We start from the raw sequence: 19,008 nt of genomic DNA, 5'->3' as shown, positions 1-19,008 counted from the left end.
GAGATGACGATACTCAGGGAGCCGGCGACGGCCCTGCGGACTGTGTCCGTCGAGATCGATGGCCGCGCGGTGACCGTGCCGGAGGGCACCAGCATCTACGATGCCGCGAAGCGACTGGACATTGACATTCCGGTGTTGTGCCACGACGAGCGCTATGACCCCGTCGGGGTGTGCCGCATGTGCGTGGTGGACACCGGCGGGCGGGCCTTCGCCGCCGCGTGCGTGCGTCCCTGCGAGGACGGCATGCAGGTCAGGACCAGCACCCCCGAGCTGGAGCGCAACCGGGCCACCCTGACCGAGCTGCTGATCTCCGACCAGCCGCCGCGCGAGGAGGATCCGAAGCAGACCACCACCGGCGACAACCTGCTCCTCGGCCTCGCCGACCGGTTCGACGTGGCCAAGGAGACCACCGACCTGCCCTGTGGCTCGGGCCGGGGCATGGACATCTCGAACCCGGTGATCGCCGTCAACCATGACGCGTGCATCCTCTGTGACCGCTGTGTCCGCGCGTGTGACGACATCCAGGGCAACGACGTCATCGGCCGTTCGGGCAAGGGCTACTCGACGAAGATCGCCTTCGACCTCGACGACCCGATGGGCGCCAGCTCGTGCGTGACCTGCGGGGAGTGCGTACAGGCCTGTCCCACCGGCGCCCTGACCAACAAGGCGATCAACGACGTCCCGATCCGGCCCCGCGAGGAGCTGGACGCGGTCGACAGCGTCTGCCCGTACTGCGGCGTCGGTTGTGCGCTCACGTACTACGTCGACCGGTCGCGTGGCGCGATCGCCTTCGCGGAGGGCCGCGACCAGCCCGGCTCGAAGGGCCGGCTGTGCGTCAAGGGCCGGTACGGCTGGGACTACGCGGCGTCGCCGCAGCGCCTGACGGTGCCCCTGATCCGGGTGGATTCGTCCTACCCCAAGGGCCCGCTCTCGGCGGACGTGCGCGGCGACGCGGACAACGACCGCGGCCGGGCCGGCGCCGGCGGCAACCGCAGCGGCGGCGGGCGCAGCGCCAAGCTGAGCAAGAACGGCAAGGACGGCCGGCGCAAGCCCGGCGGCCTGGTCGACTACGACGAGGTGCTGCCGCACTTCCGCGAGGCCACCTGGGAGGAGGCGCTCGACCTCGTGGCCCGGCGGCTGAAGGGGATCCACGCGGAGCAGGGCCCCGGCGCCATCGCGGGGTTCGGATCCGCGAAGTGCTCCAACGAGGAGGCGTACCTCTTCCAGAAGCTGATCCGGGCCGGCTTCGGCACCAACAACGTCGACCACTGCACCCGGCTCTGCCACGCCTCGTCGGTGGCCGCGCTGTTCGAGGGCGTCGGCTCCGGGGCGGTCTCGACCACGTACGGCGATGTCGCCAACGCCGACGTCGTGATCATCACCGGGTCCAACCCGACGGCGAACCACCCCGTCGCCAGCTCCTTCTTCAAGCAGGCCCGCCGGCGCGGCACAAAGATCATCTACGTGGACCCGCGCGCCAGCACCGTGTCCGAGCACGCCGACTACCACTGCCAGGTCAAGCCCGGCACCGACGTGGCGTTCTACAACGCGATCATGCACGAGGTGATCCGGCTCGGCCTGATCGACATGGAGTTCATCAGGGCCCGGGTCTCCAACTTCGAGGAACTGGTCCGCACGGTCGGCGATTACCCGCCGGAGCGCAGCGCGCAGATCACCGGTGTCGACGCGGACCTGATCCGGCAGGTCGCGCGGGTCTGGGGCGAGGCCAAAGCCGGCGTCATCTACTGGGGCATGGGCATCTCCCAGCACACCACCGGCACCGACAACGCCCGCTGCCTGATCGCGATGTGCTCGATCACCGGCAACGTCGGCCGGCCCGGGACCGGCCTGCACCCGCTGCGCGGCCAGAACAACGTCCAGGGCGCCTCCGACGCCGGACTGATCCCCATGTTCTACCCCGACTACCAGGGCGTCGACCGCGACGCCACCCGCCGGAGGTTCGAGGAGGCCTGGGGCACCGAGCTCGACCCCGACCGTGGCCTCACCGTCACCGAGATCATCGGGTCGGTGCTGAAGCCCGGCGGCGTGCGCGGCATGTACATGCTCGGCGAGAACCCGTTCCTGTCGGACCCCAACATCAACAAGGTGCGCAAGGCGCTGTCGCAGCTGGACTTCCTGGTGGTGCAGGACATCTTCCTGACCGAGACCGCGGAGTTCGCCGACGTCATCCTGCCGGCGTCGTCGTACCTGGAGAAGGAGGGGAGCTACACCAACACGGACCGGCGCGTGCAGCTCGGCCGCAAGGTGATGGACCCGCCGGGCCAGGCCCGCGTGGACTGGGAGATCATCCAGGACATCGCCCGGCGGATCGGTCTGGACTGGTCGTACGCCTCGCCCAGCGAGGTGTTCGACGAGATGGTCGGGCTCATGCCGTCGTACGCGAACCTGCGTCACGACAACCTGGGGCTGACCGGGAAGCTCTACCCCAACGCCGACCCCGAGCATTCCGACGGGACCGTGGTCCTGTTCGACGAGCGGTTCAACACCGACGACGGCCTCGCCCATCTCGTCCCGGCGCAGTGGCTGCCGGCCAAGGAGCTGCCGGACGCGGAGTACCCGCTGGTGCTCAACACCGGCCGGCTGCTCGAACACTGGCACACCGGGTCGATGACGCGACGCTCGTACGCGCTGGACACGATCGCGCCGATCGCCGAGGTGTACATGCACCCCAAGGACGCCGCCGACCGCGGGCTGGCGCACGGCCAGAGGGCCCGGGTACGGTCCCGGCGCGGAACCATCGAGCTGCAGGTGCGTGTCTCCCACCGCGAGCAGCTCGGCAACTGCTTCATCCCGTTCCATTTCCGCGAGGCGGCGGCCAACCTGCTGACGATCGACGAGATCGACCCCTACGGGAAGATCCCCGAGTTCAAGTTCTGCGCGGTTCAGGTCGAGGCGTCGGGCGTGGGCGACACGGAGCTCCACAGCGACATGGGAAGTGTCTAAATGACCCTGAGTTTCGAGTTGGGACGTCCCCGGGTGCCGGGGGTGGAGGCGCGAGCCGGCAAGTTCCCCGGGCCGTCGCTGATCCCGGCGCTCAACGCCATCCAGGCGCGGCTGGGCTGGTTGCCTCGGGAGGAGCTGGAGGAGCTGGCCCGCACCATGCGGCGGCCACTCTACGAGATCGAGGGCTTGATCTCGTTCTACCCGCACTTCCGCACGACGCAGCCCGCCAAGGTGGCCGTCAACATCTGCCACGACCTGTCGTGCTGGCTGCGCTCCGCGGACGACCGGATCGCCGAGGTGCGCGCCCGCCACGGCGATGACACCGAGGTCGAGCTCGTCGAGGTCTCGTGCCTGGGCCGCTGCGACAGCGCCCCGGCGCTGGCCGTCAACGAGTTCCCGGCGCCGGTCACCGACGTGGACGCGCTCGTGACCGCCGCGCGGGATGACGAGCTCGGCGAGGCCACCGTGACCGGCCGCGCCGAACCCTGGCCGAACGACCCGTACCCGGCCGGTTCGGACATCTCGACCCGGTACGCGAGCCTGCGCGCGCTGCTGTCCGGTGAGCTGAGCGCCGAGAGCGTGGTGGCCACGCTGGAGGCCTCCGGACTGCGCGGCATGGGCGGCGCCGGATTCCCCACGGGCCGGAAATGGGGCCTGGTCCGCGCGGCCGAGCCGGGCGGCGTCAAGTACGCGATCTGCAACGCCGACGAGTCCGAGCCGGGCACCTTCAAGGACCGCCAGATCCTGACCGACCAGCCGCACCTGGTGATCGAGGGCGTCCTGATCGGCATGGCGGTCGTCGGGGCCAAACAGGGCTGGATCTTCATCAGGCACGAGTACGGCCCCGAGGAGCGCGTGCTGCACGCGGAGATCGAGGCGTTGCGCGAGGCGGGTGTGATCGGCGAGAACGCCTGCGGCAGCGGCCGCCGCCTCGACCTCGGCATCTTCGTCTCGCCCGGCGGCTACATCCTCGGCGAGGAGACGGCGCTGCTGGAGTGCATGGAGGGCCACCGCGGCGAGCCGCGCAACAAGCCGCCCTTCCCCGGCAACTACGGCCTGCACGGCCGCCCCACATTGATCAACTCGGTGGAGACCTTCGCCGACGTGCCGGTGATCCTGCGGCGCGGTGCCGACTGGTGGGCCGAGCAGGGCGAGGGCGACTCCGTCGGCTGGAAGTTCTTCGCCGTGTCCGGGCACGTGGAGAACCCCGGCGTGTACTGCGTGCCGATGGGCACCACGGTGCGCGCTCTGATCGACATCGCCGGTGGCGTGCTCGGCGGTGCCGAGGTCGGCGCCGTGCAGCCGGGTGGCGCGTCCTCCAACTTCATCGGCCCCGACAAGCTGGACCTGGCGCTGGACTTCGGCGCGCTCGCCGAGGCCGGGACCATGCTCGGCTCCGGCGCGCTGGTGGTGCTCGCCGAGGGCACCGACCTGCTGGCCGCCTCGACGAATGTGCTGCGCTTCTTCCGCAACGAGTCGTGCGGCAAGTGCGTGCCCTGCCGGGTCGGCTCCACCAAGGCGCACGACCTGCTGCGCGGCGCCCTCGACTCGGGATCCTCCACCCTCGGCGACGCCCAGAGGAGCCGGATCCTGCAGTTGGAGGAGACCATGCGCAAGACGTCGATCTGCGGGCTCGGTCAGGTGGCGCTGGGGCCGGTGGTATCGGTGCTCGGGCTGAACAAGGGCGGCGCGGCGGCCCGTCCGCAGCCCCGGCCCGAAGGTTCTGAGGAGCAGCCGGACCGTTGAGCGGCAGGGAGTTCTTCACCGCCCGTACCTTGGCCGAGGTCCGGGCCGGTTTCCGGCCCGCGCACCGCACGCCGGTGGAGCGGGTGCCGTTGTCGGAGGCGCTGCGCCGGGTGCCCGCCGCGGACATCACGGCGCCCGCCGCGCTGCCCGGCTTCGCCCGTTCCACCGTGGACGGTTTCGCGGTCCGGGCGATGGACACCTACGGCGCCTCCGAGGGGCTTCCGTCCTACCTCGACCTGATCGGCGCGGTGCGGATGGGCGCCGCGCCCACCGTGGCGGTCCGGGCAGGCGGATGTGTCGCGATGCCGACCGGAGGAGTGATCCCGGACGGCGCCGACGCGGTGGTCATGGTGGAGTACACCGCGGAGACGATGCCGGGCACGATCGAGGTCACCCGGCCCGTCGCACCGGGCGGCGGCATCGTACGCGCCGACGAAGACGCCGTGGCGGGCGGCCTCCTGGCACCCGCCGGCCGGCCATTGCGCGCCCCTGACCTGGGCTTTCTCGCCGCAGCGGGGGTGACCACGGTCGCCGTGCACCGCCGCCCGCGGGTGGCGATCGTCTCCACCGGGGACGAGGTGGTGCCTTCCGGCACCGTGGAGCTCGCCGCCGGGCAGGTACGCGACGCCACCGCCTCCGCGTTGGCGGGCCTGGTCGCCGACGCGGGTGGCGAGCCGATGATCGCTGGTATCGTCCCGGACGAGCCCGGCGCGCTCAAGGAGCGGCTGACCGAGATCCTCACCGAGTCCGACCTGGTGGTCGTGTCGGCGGGCTCGTCGGTCGGAGCGCGGGACGAGACGGCGGGAGCGGTGGCCGCCATCGGCGACATCTGGTGCCACGGGATCGCCATCAAGCCGGGCAAGCCCACCCTGCTGGCCGAGTGCTCCGGAATCCCGCTCATCGGGCTACCGGGCAACCCGCTGTCCGCGTTGGTCGTGTTCGGGCAGGTCGGGACACCGCTGCTGTGGCGCATCGCCGGATGCGAGGCGCCGCCACCGCAGCCGAGCACGCGCGCGCGGCTGTCGCGCGACCTGGCGTCGGCGGCCGGCCGGCTCGACGTGGTCCAGGTCGCGGTCCGCGGCGGCGTGGCGGAGCCGATTTTCGGCCCGTCGGCGCTGCTGTCGGTGCTGACCCGCGCGGACGGATACATGATCGTGCCCGAACCGGCCACCGGCCTGGACGCGGGCACCGAGATAGAGGTCATCCTGTACCGATGAGCGCAGAAAGTCCCTTCGTCTTCGACGTTCCCGCGGCGCAGGCCCTCTCCGTCTGGCGCGAGACACGCGCCGCGGCGGAGTGCCCCGCCCGGGTCGGCACGGTCCGGGTTCCGGTCGGCGCCGCCGTGGGCCGGGTGACGGCCGAGCCGGTCTGGGCGCTGCGGTCCTCACCCGCGTTCGACTCCTCGGCCATGGACGGCATCGCCGTCCGCGCCGCCGACACCGTAGGCGCGTCCGAGACCAGCCCGGTGCTCCTCGCCGCCGGGGACTTCGCCGTCGTCGACACCGGCGACCCGCTGCCCGACGGGTACGACGCCGTGGTCATGCGCGAGCACGTGCACCGCACCGCGGCGGGGGAGGCGGAGCTCCGGGCGGCCGTCCCGCCCTACCAGCACGTCCGCTCCATCGGGGAGGACATCAGCGCGGGCGAGCTGCTGCTCCCGGAGGGCCACCGGCTGCGCCCGGTCGACGTCGCCGCGTGCGCGGCGGCGGGAGCCGTCGAACTCGGCGTCCGCCGCGCGCCGCGCGTGGTGATCGTGCCGACCGGCGACGAGATCCGCCCGATCGGCGCGGAGCTCGCCCCCGGCGACATCCTCGACACGAATTCGATGATGCTCGCCGCGCAGGCACGGGAGGCGGGCTGCGAAGCCCGGGTCACCGACATCGTCCCCGACGACCCGGAAGCCATCACCGCGGTGCTCCGGGAGGCCACCCGCGATGCCGACCTGGTCCTGCTCATCGCCGGCTCCAGCGCCGGATGGGACGACTACACCGCCCGCGTGGTCGCCCGGGCCGGCGTGGTCGCCGTCCACGGGGTCGCCGTACGCCCCGGCCACCCCGTCGTCCTCGGCGCGGTCGAGGCCACGCCCGTGATCGGCGTTCCCGGCTACCCCGTGTCGGCGGCGCTGACCTTCGACATCTTCGCGGCTCCGATGCTCGCCGAACTGGAGGGCGCCGCGCCGCGTGAACGCCCGTCGGCGACGGCGCACCTGGCCAGGAAGCTGCCGTCCGCCATCGGCATGGACGACTGGATACGGGTGCGCCTGGGACGGGTGCGGGACCGGCTCGTCGCCACCCCGCTGCCCCGGGGCGCCGGCGTGCTCACCTCGCTCGTACGCGCCGACGGGCTGCTGCTCGTGCCCTCGGGCGTGGAGGGCCATCACGCCGGGGAACAGGTCCGCGTCGAGCTGCTGCGCGGTCTGTCCGAGATCGGCCGGACCATCGTCTCGATCGGCTCGCACGACCTGGTGCTCGACCTCGCGGCATCGGCCCTGCGCGCGGCCGACCCACTGATCACGCTGGCGTCGTCGAACGTCGGCTCGCTGGGCGGCCTGGTGGCGCTGCGCGACGGCCTGTGCCACGTGGCCGGCTCGCATCTGCTGGACCCGTCCACCGGCGAGTACACGCTGCCCTACGTCGACCGGCTGCTGGGCGCGGACTCCGACATCGCCGTGGTCCGGCTGGTCCACCGGGACCAGGGACTGATCGTCGCTCCCGGCAACCCGCTCGGCCTGGACGGCCTCAAGGATCTGACCAGGCCCGACCTGCGCTACGTGAACCGGCAGCGCGGCGCCGGCACGCGGGCGCTGCTGGACCACAAGCTGGCCGGCCTCGACATCGACCCGGGCGAAGTGGCCGGCTACTCCCGCGAGGAGCACACGCACCTGGCGGTGGCCGCGGCCGTGGCCGCCGGACGCGCGGATGCCGGCCTGGGGATTCTCGCCGCCGCCCGCGCCTTCGGGCTCGACTTCATCCCCGTGGCCCAGGAGCCGTACGACCTGGTGCTGCGTACCAGCGCGCTGTCCGACGAGTTGCTGGCTCCCCTGTGGGCGCTGCTGGATCGGCCCGGGTTCCGCGCCGACGTGGAGGCGCTGGGCGGGTACTCCTGCACCGAGACCGGGCGTCGCATCCGCTGACCCGGATACCGGTAGGGATGACGATCCCTACCGAGGAGCCGCCGGGATCGAACGTCAGCCGGTGTTCTGCAGGCCGGCCGCCACACCGTTCACGCTGAGCAGCAGCAGCGTCGAGAGCCGGTCCCGCTCCTCCTCGGTCAGCCCGTCCTCCGAGCGCAGCGCCGACAGCGCCCGCAACTGCAGGTGCGAGAGCGCGTCCACGTACGGATCGCGCAGTTGCACCGCCCGCGACAGGACCCGGCGGTTCTCCAGCAGGCGGCTGTGCCCGGTGATCTCCAGGACGAGCTTCCTGGTCAGGTCGTACTCGACGAGGACCTGCTTGGCGAAGTCGTCCCTGCCGCCCAGGGCCAGGTAGCGGGAGGCGATGGCCCGGTCGGTCTTGGCCAGGGACATCTCCACGTTGTCCAGCAGCGAGGCGAACAGCGGCCACTCCTGGTACGCCGACTGGAGTTCGGCCCTGCCCCCGGCCTCCAGGACGGCCGACAGGCCGCTGCCCAGGCCGTACCAGCCGGGCAGGTTGACGCGGGTCTGGGCCCAGGCGAACACCCACGGGATGGCGCGCAGGTCGTCCAGCGACTTGGGCGCGCCGAGGCCGCGGCGGGCCGGGCGCGAGCCGAGGCGCAGCGAGCCGATCTCCTCCAGCGGGCTGACCAGCGCGAACCACTCGGGGAAGCCGGGCGCCTCGGTAAGCGCCCGGTACGCGTGCTCCGACGCCGAGGCCACCTGGCCGGCCAGCGCGCGGAACTTGGCGGCGGCCTCGGCGGTGCTGGACTCCACGCTGGAGGTGGAGGCGAGCAGGACGGCGTTGGTGACCTGCTCGATGTGGCGGCGGGCGATGGCCTGGTGACCGTACCGGGCGAAGATGACCTCGCCCTGCTCGGTGACCTTGAAGCGGCCGGCCACCGAACCCGGGGCCTGGGCCAGCACGGCCCGGTTGGCGGGGCCGCCGCCGCGGCCGAGCGCGCCGCCGCGGCCGTGGAAGAGGGTGAGCCGCACGTCGTTCTCGGCCGCCCAGGCGGTCAGCGCGGCCTGCGCGTCGTAGAGGCGCATGGTCGCGGCGGCCGGGCCCAGCTCCTTGGCCGAGTCGGAGTAGCCGAGCATGACCTCGATCCGGCGGCCGTTGGCGGCCAGCCTGCGCCGGACCGGCTCGGACGCCACCATCCCGGACAGGACCGACACCGAATTGTCCAGGTCCTCCCCCGACTCGAAGAGCGGCACCACGTCCAGCACCGGCGCCCGGTCCCCCAGCGCGTGCCGGGCCAGCTCGTAGACGGCGGCCACGTCGTCGGCGGAGCGGGTGAAGGAGACCACGTAGCGGGAGCAGGCCTTGACCCCGAAACGCTCCTGGATCCAGGCGATCGTCCGGATGGTGGCCAGCACCTCCTCGGTGCGCTCCGAGCGCCGGCCGCCCGCGGTGAGCTCGGCCAGCGCCTCCGCGTGCACCTGCGAGTGCTGCCGCACCTCCAGCTCGGCCAGGTGGAAGCCGAACGTCTCCACCTGCCAGATCAGGTTCTGGATCTCCCCGTACGCCTGCCGGGCCGCGCCCGCGTCGCGCAGCGAGTCCTGCGCCAGCCGCAGATCGGCCAGGAGGTCCGCCGGCGACAGGTAGGCCAGGTCGAGGTCGCGGCGGCGGGTGGCGGCGATCCTGGCGGCGGTGAACAGCAGCCACTGCCGGTGCGGCTCCTGCGGCGACCGGGTGGCCATCTCCGAGACCAGGTCGGGGAAGTCCCCCTCGGCCTGGGCCAGCGCGGCGGCCAGCTGGCCGGACGGCGGGGTGTAGGCCGCGGCGGCCGTCAGCGTGCGGGCGATCCGGTTGGCGGCGGTCTCCAGCGCGGTCAGCACGTGCTCGGCGTGGATGAGCACGGCCTCCCTGGTCACCTTGGCGGTCACGTTGGGGTTGCCGTCCCGGTCGCCGCCGATCCAGCTGCCGTACCGGATGTAGGCGCGGGAGCGGGGGGCGCGGGTGCCGGTGCCGGGTTCGAGCGCGGCGTCCAGCGAGCGGTAGATGTGCGGGACGGCCCGGAACAGGGTCTCGTCGAAGGCGGCCATCGCGGTGCGCACCTCGTCGAGCGGGTCCAGCTTGGTGCTCCTGAGCTGGGAGGTACGCCAGAGCAGGTCGATCTCCTCCAGCAGCCGCCGGTGCGCCTCCTCCCGCTCGGCCGCTCCCCTGCCCGGCGTGTTGTACGCGTCGAGCTGGGCGCTGACCCGCTGGATGGCGGTGACCACGGCCCGCCGCCTGGCCTCGGTGGGATGGGCGGTGAGCACCGGCCGGAACTCCAGGCCCTGGATGAGCCGGTTCAGCTCCTCCAGCCCGAGATCGTCCTTGAGATCCCGTACGGCCTGGGCCAGCGACTCCGGCACCGGCGTGTCGTCGCTGTCGCGGCGGCGCAGGATCCTGATCCGGTAGTGCTCCTCGGCCAGGTTCGCCAGGTGGAAGTAGCAGGTGAAGGCGCGGGCGATCTCCACCGCGCGGTCCACCGGCCAGGTGTTCACCAGCGCGGCGACCTCGTCCACGGTGGTCTCCCGGCGGCGGGCGGAGATCACCGCTTTCCGCAGCCGTTCCACGTCGGCCAGCAGATCGGGGCCGCCCTGTTCGGCGATCACTCGACCTAGCAGTTCACCCAGGAGGCGGACGTCGGCGCGGAGTTCGTCGGGCATCTCAGTGACAGCGCTGTGGCGTTCGATCGAGGCCATGGTTCGAAGAGTAGCGAGTGACCCTGACTGGCCCGAGACCGGTCTCACCCATTGGACTAGACCACTGGGGGGCTGCTCAGGTGGGCCGGGACACCGCCTCCAGCAGTTCCGGCATGCGCCGGAAGCCGATCCTGGACGCGATCCGCCTGCCGCCCCAGGCCATCGCCGCGCCGTACACCACGGCGATGCCGCTCACCCACTGGGCGAAGAACACGGTGGGGATCAGCACCGGCAGCACCAGCAGGCCGGCGCCGGCCATCGCGCCGAGACCGGCGACGAACGCCTGCCCGCCCTGCCCCGGCGCGGCCCCGCTGAACGCGTTCATCCGCTCCGGATACGTGTACGGCGAGAGCACGCTCATCAGCGAGCCGGTGCCCATGGCGACCCCGAGCATGCCCCAGGCCAGCAGAGTGGCCGGCACCGCCCAGAGCGCGTTCCCTGCCAGCACCGAGCCGGCGGTCGCCACGACGGCGAGCAGCGGCCCGGAGATGAGGAAGTTGGCCAGCTGCCGCCCCGCGAAGTCAGTACGCAGGTCGCGGTCGGTGCCGAAGGCGACCGCGTTCATCCACAGGGAGCGCCCGTCGATGCCGAAGGTGTTGGCGGACTGCACGCCGATCATGATCGCGGCGATCATGGCGGGGCCGATCGCGAGGCCGAAGCCGCCCCAGCCCTGGCCGGTGAAGGAGAACAGCATGACGCCGCTGACCGCGACGGCGGTGAACCAGGCCACCCGGCCGCGCGGCTCGCGGCGCGCGTACTTGAGCTCCTTGGCGATGACCGCGCCGAGTTTTCCGTCCGGGAGCAGGCCCTTGCGGCGGGAGCGGCGGACCGAGCCGCCCTGGTTGGAGGAGTCGGGGCGGACCAGTGCCGCCCGCAGGGCGATGATCCAGAGCCAGCCCAGCAGCACCACGACGGCGGCCAGGATCAGCAGGTCGAGCAGGCCGGCCAGGCCGCCGTCGGCGATCGCGTGCGCGGCCAGGCCGGGCGGGGTCCAGCGCAGCGTGTCGGCGGCCGAGGTGAACATCTCCATCGAGGCGCTGGGCAGGCCGCGGTTGACCAGCAGGTTGGGCAGCTGGGTGAGGAGCACCACGAACACCACGGCGACCGCGAGCATGTCCCGGCCGCGGCGGCTGCGCAGCGCGCCGGACAGCGCGGTGGTGACCAGCCGGGAGGCGACCAGGCAGAGCGCGAACACCAGCGGCACCGCGACCAGGCCGAGCAGCACGCCCCCGATGCCCCGGGACAGGCCGACCAGGGCGCCGAAGAGCGCGACCAGCGAGGCGATCGGCCAGGCGCCGGTGGCGGAGGCGGCGAACATGCCCAGCGCCAGCTGCCGGGTGGTCAGCGGGAACAGGGCCAGCCGGGAGGGGTCGAGCGTCTCGTCCAGGCCGAACGCGAGCAGCGGCACGACGACCCAGCCGAGCACGGCCACCGTGAAGACCGTCGCGCCGATCCGCAGGGCCATCTCGTCGGGGGTGAGGCTGACCAGGCTGAAGAGCAGGAAGCCGAGCAGGGCGCAGACCACGGCGGCGAACACGGAGAAGCCGAAGCCCAGCTGCCTGACCAGATCCCCGCGCAGACTGCCCGCGATCAGGCGCAGCTTGAGCCGGACGAACGTGCCGGTCATCGGGACCCCAGCCAGGACAGTCCCTCGCCGTCGCCGTGCCCCCGCGCCCCGACCAGGTCCAGAAACGCCTCATTGAGCGTACGGCCCTGCCGGACCTCGGCGACCGGGCCCTGGGCCACGATGAAGCCGCGGCTCATCACCGAGACCCAGTCGCAGAGGCGTTCGACCAGGTCCATGACGTGGCTGGAGAAGATCACCGTGGAGCCGGAGCCGGTGTAGCGCTGGAGCACCTCGACCAGGGTGTTCGCGCTCACCGGGTCCACCCCCTCGAAGGGCTCGTCCAGGAAGAGCACCTCCGGGTTGTGCAGCAGGGCGGCGGCCAGGCCGATCTTCTTGCGCATGCCGGTGGAGTAGTCGACGACCAGTTTGTCCTGGGCCTCGGTCAGGTCCATGACCCGGAGCAGTTCCTCGGCCCGCTGCTGGACCTGGGCACGGGGAATGCCGCGCAGCTGGCCGTTGTAGAGCAGCAGCTCCCGGCCGGAGAGGCGTTCGAACAGGCGCAGGCCCTCGGGCAGCACGCCGATCCGGGACTTCACGTTGAGCGGGTCGGCCCACACGTCGAAGCCGTCGATGGCGATGGTGCCGTAGTCGGGCCGGAGCAGGCCGGTGACCATGGACAGCGTGGTCGTCTTGCCCGCGCCGTTCGGGCCGACCAGACCGGCGAAACTGCCCTTCGGCACGATCAGATCGACCCCGGCCACCGCGACCTGCTGGCCGAACCGTTTGACCAGCCCCCGTGTGCGGACCGCCTCTTCCATGCGCTCAACTCTCTCTGTGTGACGGCGCCCCCGTCTCTACATCAACGAACATAATCGGGCTTAAGTTGCAAATCGGGTGCCGTCACCGCCCGATCTCTGCCTCGACGGCGCTGTCCTCGCGGTTCCTCCCACGGCCGGCCAGGAGGCGGTTGACGAACCAGAGCAGGACGCCGACCGCGAGCAGGACGCCGGCGCGCAGGTAGACCGAGCCGTCCCTGCCCGTGATCGGCAGGGCCAGCAGCACGCAGACGGCCGCGCCGAGGGCCGGCGCCCAGTTCGGGGCGCGGTAGTGCGCGTGCTCCACCGGATCCCGGCGCAGCACCAGGACCGAGACGTTGACCAGCGCGAACACGCACAGCAGCAGCAGGACGGTGGTCTCCGCCAGGCCGCCCACGTCGCCGGTGCTGACCAGGGCGACCGCGACGGCCACGGTGAACAGGATCGCCACCCACGGGGTGGCCCGGGTCGGGTGCACGCTGGCGAACACGGCGGGCACGATCCGCTCCCGGCCCATGCCGTAGACCAGGCGGGAGGCCATCAGCATGTTGATGAGCGCGGTGTTGCCCACGGCGAGCAAGGCGATCAGCGCGAACAGCTTGGGCGGGAAGCTCAGCCCGGCCACCTTGACCACTTCCAGCAGCGGACCGCTCGAGGTCCTGAGCGTCTCGGTGTCGACCAGCATGGTGGCCGTGAAGGCGACCGCCAGGTAGACGGCGGCGGCCACGGCCAGACCACCGAACAGGGCTCGGGGGAAGTCGCGCTGGGGGTCCTTGGCCTCCTCAGCCAGGTTGACCGAGTCCTCGAAGCCGAGCAGGGCGTAGAAGGCCAGCGCGGTGCCGCCGAGCACGCCCAGGAACGCGCCGTTGACCGGGTGGAACTCCAGCGCCCTGCCGGGGTCGCCGTCGCCCGAGACCAGCGCGTAGACGCCGATGGCGATGATGACCAGCAGGCCGAACGCCTCGATCAGGGTGAGCACCACGTTGACCTTGATCGACTCCGAGATGCCGGCGAAGTTGACCAGGGTGACCAGGGCCAGGAAGATCAGCGCCCCGGCCAGGACGGGCAGGCTGACGAACTCGGCCAGATACTGGCCGCCGAAGGCGCGGGCGGCGGCCCCGGCCGAGGTGACGCCGCTCATCATCACGGCGAACGCCACGATGAAGGTCACGAACGGCACCCCGAACGCCTTGTTCGCGTAGAGGGCCGCGCCGGCCGCCTGCGGATACTTGCCGACCAGTTCCGCATAGGCCGTCGCGGTCAGGGCGGCCAGCACGAAGGCCACCAGGAACGGCACCCAGAGCGCGCCGCCGACCTGGCCGGCGACCTTCCCGGCCAGGGCGTAGATGCCCGCGCCCAGGATGTCGCCCACCACGAACAGCAGCAGCACCTTGCGGCCGATGACCCTGCGGAGGGAAGTTTGCGCTTTCATGACCGTGAGACTACCCAGCGTGACCGACAATACTCCGGCCCCTGCGACGGGCGCGGTGAGCGAATGGTTACCCTGACGACATGACGGCTGATGGAATAAAGGCGGCACCGGCCTCGGAGATCGACATTCACACCACCGCGGGCAAGATCGCCGAACTGGAGCGCCGGCTGCACGAGGCGGAGCACGCGGGCTCCGCGCGCGCCGTCGAGAAACAGCACGCCAAGGGCAAGATGACGGCCAGGGAGCGGCTCGCCGCCTTCCTGGACGAGGGCTCCTTCGTGGAGTTCGACGAGCTGGCCAGGCACCGGTCCACGAGTTTCGGCCTCGACCGCGACCGGCCGTACGGGGATGGCGTGGTGACCGGGCACGGGACCGTGGACGGGCGGCCGGTGGCCGTGTTCGCGCAGGACTTCACCGTGTTCGGGGGGTCGCTCGGGGAGGTCTTCGGGGAGAAGATCGTCAAGGTCATGGACCACGCGCTCAAGACCGGCTGCCCGATGGTGGGGATCAACGACTCGGGCGGGGCGCGCATCCAGGAGGGCGTGGTCAGCCTGGGGCTGTACGCGGAGATCTTCAAGCGGAACGTGCACGCCTCGGGCGTGATCCCGCAGATCTCGCTGATCATGGGCCCGTGCGCGGGCGGCGCCGTCTACTCGCCCGCTTTGACCGACTTCGTCCTGATGGTTCAGGAAAAGTCGCACATGTTCATCACCGGGCCGGACGTGATCAAGACGGTGACCGGCGAGGAGGTGACCTTCGAGGAGCTCGGCGGGGCGCACACGCACAACTCCCGCTCCGGCGTGGCGCACTACGAGGCCGCCGACGAGGAGGACTGCCTGGTGTTCGCCCGGGCGCTGCTGTCCTACCTGCCGTCCAACAACATGGACGAGGCGCCGGTCTTCCCCGCGGACTCGGCGCTCGACCCGGTGCCGGAGCTGGACACGCTGATCCCCGACTCGGCCAACCAGCCGTACGACATGCACACCGTGGTCGGGCACGTGCTGGACGACGGGGAGTTCCTGGAGGTGCACGCGGCGTTCGCGCCCAACATCCTGGCCGGGTTCGGGCGCGTCGAGGGGCGTTCGGTCGGGGTGGTGGCGAACCAGCCGATGAGTTTCGCGGGCACGCTGGACATCGCCGCATCGGAAAAAGCCGCGCGATTCGTCCGGACTTGCGATGCTTTCAATATCCCTGTGCTGACATTTGTTGATGTACCGGGATTCCTTCCGGGGACCGATCAGGAATGGAACGGCATCATCCGGCGCGGCGCCAAACTCCTGTACGCCTACGCCGAGGCCACCGTGCCGCTCGTCACGGTCATCACCCGAAAGGCGTACGGCGGGGCGTACGACGTTATGGGGTCAAAACACCTCGGAGCGGACGTGAACCTGGCCTGGCCGACCGCGCAGATCGCCGTCATGGGCGCCCAGGGCGCGGTCAACATCCTCTACCGCCGGGAGCTGGCCGCCGCCGAGGACCCGGACGCGGCCCGCGCCGGCTTCGTGGCCCACTACGAGGACACCCTGGCCAACCCCTACCTGGCCGCCGAGCGCGGCTACGTGGACGCGGTCATCCGGCCCTCCGAGACCCGCTCCCAGGTGGTACGGGCGCTGCGCGCACTGCGCAACAAGCGCGCTTCACTCCCGCCCAAGAAGCATGGGAACATCCCGCTGTGAACCAGTTGAACCAGCTGAGAATCGTACGGGGGGACGCGTCCCCAGAGGAGATCGCGGCGCTGCTGGTGGCACTCAGCGCAGCCCCGCCGTCACAACCGGAAGCCGTACCGACCAGGCAAAGCTGGCGGGATCCGGCCCGTCGCATGCGCGGCGCCACCGGCCCGGGCGGCGCCTGGCGGCCCGGTCCGGGCGCCTGGCGGGCGAGCGCGCTGCCGGATTAGCGAGGGATTAGATCCGCCGAACCGGGTGTCAAGTGGCCCAAGAGTTGGGAGTATCTACAAAAGGGCAATTACCCTCAGCCAAACACATGGAGACGAGGCCTGGAGGACAAGATGGCCATCCCGGACCTCGCAGCGCACAGCATGGCAGCCAAATACGCGGTACTCGTCGATGTCGGATACCTCTACGCGGCTGCTGGAGAGGTTCTCCTGTCGGCCAAGGAGCGCAAGGAGTACCGCGTCGCGGCCGACGAGTTGATCCAGTCGTTGCAGAAGCACGCGCTGGAACGCATCCCTGGCGAACTGCTGCGCGTCTACTGGTACGACGCGGCCCGCGACCGCGTGCCCACCGTGGACCAGCGCGTCATCGCGCAGCTCCCCTGGGTCAAGGTACGGCTCGGCAACCTCAACGCGCGCGGCCAGCAGAAGGGCGTGGACGCGCAGATCCGCAGCGACCTGGAGGCCCTGGCCCGGCACCACGCGGTCAGCGACACCGTGCTGATCGCCGGCGACGAGGACATGGTCCCCGCCGTCGAGGCCGCCCAGGCGTACGGCGTGCGGGTGCACCTGTGGGGCGTGGAACCCCCGTTCGGAACGAACCAAGCCGAGCGGCTGGTGTGGGAGTCCGACACGGTGGAGATCCTCAGTGCCGACTTCCTGCGGCCGTACTTCAACCGGGCCCCCATCCCGGTGCCGGTCACGCCGCCGCCGTCGCCCGCGCAGGTGTTCGCCGCCCGCGCCGCCAAGCCGGTCGCGCCGCCCAAACCCGTGCACGGCGCGCCCAGCAGCCCCAAACTGGGGCCGAGCCGTCCCCGGGTGGAGGAGGTCGGCGAGCACGTGGCGCAGAAGTGGATCCTCACCCGCGGCCGCGACAACATCAGGGACCTGCTGCCCGGCCCGATCCTGCCCACCGTCATCGACACCGAGCTGCTCATCGAGGCGGAGAAGGAGCTCGGGCACTCGCTGCGGCCGTACCCCGAGGCCAGGGTGTGGCTGCGGGACGGCTTCTGGGCGCGGGTCTACCGGGAGTTCGACCTGGGGGTGGGCATCTCCAGCAAGTAGCCCACCTGGGCATACGCTGAGGTCCGATTTCCGCCAGCATGGGTTGCTGAGCAGGGCATAGCGTGTTCCACATGAGCACGGAACTGGACTTCGACCGGTGCTACCTGGCGATATCGGCGCGGGACGCGCGGTTCGACGGGCGGTTCTACACGGCGGTGACCTCGACCGGGATCTACTGCCGGCCGATCTGCCCGGCTCGTACGCCCGCGCGGAAGAACGTGCGGTTCTATCCGTACGCGGCCTCGGCGGAGGCGGCCGGGTTCCGGCCGTGCCGCCGCTGCCGGCCGGAGCTGAGCCCGGGGTCGCCCGGCTGGGACGCCCGCGCCGACCTGGTCGGACGCGGGCTGCGGCTGATCGACGACGGCGTCGCGGACGAGACCGGGGTGGCCGGGCTGGCGCGGCGGCTGCACGTGACGGAGCGCCACCTGCACCGGCTGTTCGCAGCCGAACTGGGCACCGGGCCGCTGGCGGTGGCCAGGACCCGGCGGTTGCTGCTGGCCAAGCAGCTGCTCACCGAGACGGCGCTGCCGATCACCGAGGTCGCGTTCGCGGCGGGGTTCGGGAGCGTGCGGCAGTTCAACGCGGCCATGAAGGAGTCGTACGGGTTCGCGCCTGGGGATCTTCGGAAGGCGGTTGGGCCGTTGCGGGGGGCGGGTGGGGTGGATGGGGTGACTTTGCGGCTTGGATATCGCGCGCCGTATGACGCGCAGGCGTTGCTGCGGTTCCTCGCGTCCCGGGCGATTCCTGGCATCGAAAGCGTGATATTTCAGGACGACCTGGTGGCCAGCTATCAGCGGGTGATTCCCGGCGGGTTGATCGCCCTGGCTCCTGGCGCCGATCACATCCGGCTGACGGTGAGCACCGACGACACCCGGCAGCTGGCCAGGATCGTCGCGCGCTGCCGCCGCATGCTCGATCTGGACGCCGCGCCCGACGCCATCGCCGCCGTGCTGGAGCCCACGTCGCTGGGGCCGCTGGTGGCGAAACGCCCGGGCCTGCGGGTTCCGGGGGCTTTCGACGCTTTCGAGTTGGTGGTCCGCGCGATCGTCGGCCAGCAGATCTCGGTTGCGGGCGCACGAACCCTCCTGGGCCGGATCGCGGCGGCCGGAAGCTCCCCGACCACCGTTGAGGCCGACACTCCGGTCGCCTTGCCGGTCGACATTCCTGCCGATCGATCGGCCAGCGTGCCGGTCGCCTTGTCGGCCGGCATCCCTACCGATCAATCGGCCGACATCCCAACCGATAGCCAAACCGACATTGCCGCCAACCAAGCGGCCGATATCCGGACCGGCAGGCCGACCGCCTTCCCGACCGCCCTTCCGACCGCCTTCCCGACCGCCTTTCCGACCGCCTTTCCGACCGCGGAAGAGCTGGCCGAGCGGGACCTGACCGGCCTGGGGCTGACCAACCGGCGGGTCGCCACGCTGCACGCGGTCGCCCGTGCCGTCGCCGACGGCCGAATCGACCTGGACGGCGGCGACCCCGCTGAGACCTCGGCGTTGCTGCTGGAGATCCCCGGCATCGGGCCCTGGACCGTCGCCTACATCGCGCTGCGCGCGCTCCGCGACCCCGACGCGTGGCCCGGCGGCGACCTGGTCCTGCGCCGCAAAATGGCCGAACTGGCCATCGGTGAAGACGAAATCGAGCGGTGGCGCCCCTGGCGCGCCTACGCCGCCCTCCATATCTGGAACGCGTGAGGAG

Annotated in this window: 12 protein-coding genes; 8 read left to right on the top strand and 4 right to left on the bottom strand. The window is 71.4% G+C overall.

The features are described 5' to 3' along the window. The first annotated feature begins 3 nt into the window (after nt 1-3). From fdhF to Aph01nite_RS01470, 4 genes are read left to right on the top strand one after another with little or no spacing between them, the layout of a single operon-like run. Entirely contained in the window at nt 4-2,964 is a 2,961-nt protein-coding gene (fdhF, locus tag Aph01nite_RS01485; RefSeq protein WP_204038860.1) for a formate dehydrogenase subunit alpha, read from the top strand. Then, nucleotides 2,965-4,710: an NAD(P)H-dependent oxidoreductase subunit E gene (locus tag Aph01nite_RS01480; RefSeq protein ID WP_204038859.1), complete on the top strand. Its 1,746-nt coding sequence runs from the start codon at nt 2,965-2,967 to the stop codon at nt 4,708-4,710. It abuts the gene before it with no gap. Beyond that, on the top strand, nt 4,707-5,927 hold the full coding sequence (locus Aph01nite_RS01475) for a molybdenum cofactor synthesis domain-containing protein (protein ID WP_204038858.1): 1,221 nt from the start codon (nt 4,707-4,709) through the stop codon (nt 5,925-5,927). The genes Aph01nite_RS01480 and Aph01nite_RS01475 overlap by 4 nt, the downstream gene beginning before the upstream one ends. Then, nucleotides 5,924-7,843: a molybdopterin biosynthesis protein gene (locus tag Aph01nite_RS01470; RefSeq protein WP_204038857.1), complete on the top strand. Its 1,920-nt coding sequence runs from the start codon at nt 5,924-5,926 to the stop codon at nt 7,841-7,843. Before Aph01nite_RS01475 ends, Aph01nite_RS01470 begins: the two co-directional genes overlap by 4 nt. A gap of 54 nt (nt 7,844-7,897) precedes the next feature. Here the strand turns inward: Aph01nite_RS01470 and Aph01nite_RS01465 are convergent, their stop codons facing one another. The 4 genes from Aph01nite_RS01465 to Aph01nite_RS01450 form a co-directional block, all read right to left on the bottom strand. Next, the gene (locus Aph01nite_RS01465; RefSeq protein ID WP_204038856.1) at nt 7,898-10,537 is read right to left on the bottom strand and encodes a phosphoenolpyruvate carboxylase; all 2,640 of its coding nucleotides are present in this window, start codon (nt 10,535-10,537) and stop codon (nt 7,898-7,900) included. 76 nt (nt 10,538-10,613) lie between these two features. Next, the gene (locus Aph01nite_RS01460; RefSeq protein WP_204038855.1) at nt 10,614-12,164 is read right to left on the bottom strand and encodes a hypothetical protein; all 1,551 of its coding nucleotides are present in this window, start codon (nt 12,162-12,164) and stop codon (nt 10,614-10,616) included. Next, a complete protein-coding gene (locus Aph01nite_RS01455) occupies nt 12,161-12,922 on the bottom strand; it encodes an ABC transporter ATP-binding protein (RefSeq protein WP_204038854.1) in 762 nt (253 codons plus the stop codon). The genes Aph01nite_RS01460 and Aph01nite_RS01455 overlap by 4 nt, the downstream gene beginning before the upstream one ends. Nucleotides 12,923-13,004: 82 nt before the next feature. Continuing rightward, nucleotides 13,005-14,351: an APC family permease gene (locus Aph01nite_RS01450; RefSeq protein WP_204038853.1), complete on the bottom strand. Its 1,347-nt coding sequence runs from the start codon at nt 14,349-14,351 to the stop codon at nt 13,005-13,007. 80 nt (nt 14,352-14,431) lie between these two features. Between Aph01nite_RS01450 and Aph01nite_RS01445 the strand changes: the two genes are divergently transcribed. From Aph01nite_RS01445 to Aph01nite_RS41030, 4 genes are all read left to right on the top strand, one after another. Then, the gene (locus Aph01nite_RS01445) at nt 14,432-16,027 is read left to right on the top strand and encodes an acyl-CoA carboxylase subunit beta (protein WP_204038852.1); all 1,596 of its coding nucleotides are present in this window, start codon (nt 14,432-14,434) and stop codon (nt 16,025-16,027) included. Further along, nucleotides 16,024-16,248: an acyl-CoA carboxylase epsilon subunit gene (locus Aph01nite_RS01440; RefSeq protein WP_204038851.1), complete on the top strand. Its 225-nt coding sequence runs from the start codon at nt 16,024-16,026 to the stop codon at nt 16,246-16,248. Before Aph01nite_RS01445 ends, Aph01nite_RS01440 begins: the two co-directional genes overlap by 4 nt. Nucleotides 16,249-16,359: 111 nt before the next feature. After that, nucleotides 16,360-17,307 (top strand): NYN domain-containing protein, encoded by a 948-nt coding sequence (locus Aph01nite_RS01435; protein ID WP_204038850.1) that lies wholly within the window; start codon nt 16,360-16,362, stop codon nt 17,305-17,307. Between the two features lie 71 nt (nt 17,308-17,378). After that, nucleotides 17,379-19,004 (top strand): DNA-3-methyladenine glycosylase 2 family protein, encoded by a 1,626-nt coding sequence (locus Aph01nite_RS41030; protein ID WP_239161310.1) that lies wholly within the window; start codon nt 17,379-17,381, stop codon nt 19,002-19,004. Nucleotides 19,005-19,008: the final 4 nt, after the last annotated feature.

Source organism: Acrocarpospora phusangensis (assembly GCF_016862995.1).
Lineage (GTDB): Bacteria > Actinomycetota > Actinomycetes > Streptosporangiales > Streptosporangiaceae > Acrocarpospora > Acrocarpospora phusangensis.
Note: the sequence above shows the minus strand (reverse complement) of the source record. Positions and strands in the feature narration are given on the sequence as shown.

Bases quoted from the DNA above. Each gene is read 5' to 3' on its own strand.
- fdhF (WP_204038860.1), top strand. From the start codon at position 4: ATGACGATACTCAGGGAGCCGGCGACGGCCCTGCGGACTGTGTCCGTC.
- Aph01nite_RS01480 (WP_204038859.1), top strand. From the start codon at position 2,965: ATGACCCTGAGTTTCGAGTTGGGACGTCCCCGGGTGCCGGGGGTGGAG.
- Aph01nite_RS01470 (WP_204038857.1), top strand. From the start codon at position 5,924: ATGAGCGCAGAAAGTCCCTTCGTCTTCGACGTTCCCGCGGCGCAGGCC.
- Aph01nite_RS01465 (WP_204038856.1), bottom strand. From the start codon at position 10,537: ATGGCCTCGATCGAACGCCACAGCGCTGTCACTGAGATGCCCGACGAA.
- Aph01nite_RS01460 (WP_204038855.1), bottom strand. From the start codon at position 12,164: ATGACCGGCACGTTCGTCCGGCTCAAGCTGCGCCTGATCGCGGGCAGT.
- Aph01nite_RS01455 (WP_204038854.1), bottom strand. From the start codon at position 12,922: ATGGAAGAGGCGGTCCGCACACGGGGGCTGGTCAAACGGTTCGGCCAG.
- Aph01nite_RS01450 (WP_204038853.1), bottom strand. From the start codon at position 14,351: ATGAAAGCGCAAACTTCCCTCCGCAGGGTCATCGGCCGCAAGGTGCTG.
- Aph01nite_RS01445 (WP_204038852.1), top strand. From the start codon at position 14,432: ATGACGGCTGATGGAATAAAGGCGGCACCGGCCTCGGAGATCGACATT.
- Aph01nite_RS01435 (WP_204038850.1), top strand. From the start codon at position 16,360: ATGGCCATCCCGGACCTCGCAGCGCACAGCATGGCAGCCAAATACGCG.
- Aph01nite_RS41030 (WP_239161310.1), top strand. From the start codon at position 17,379: ATGAGCACGGAACTGGACTTCGACCGGTGCTACCTGGCGATATCGGCG.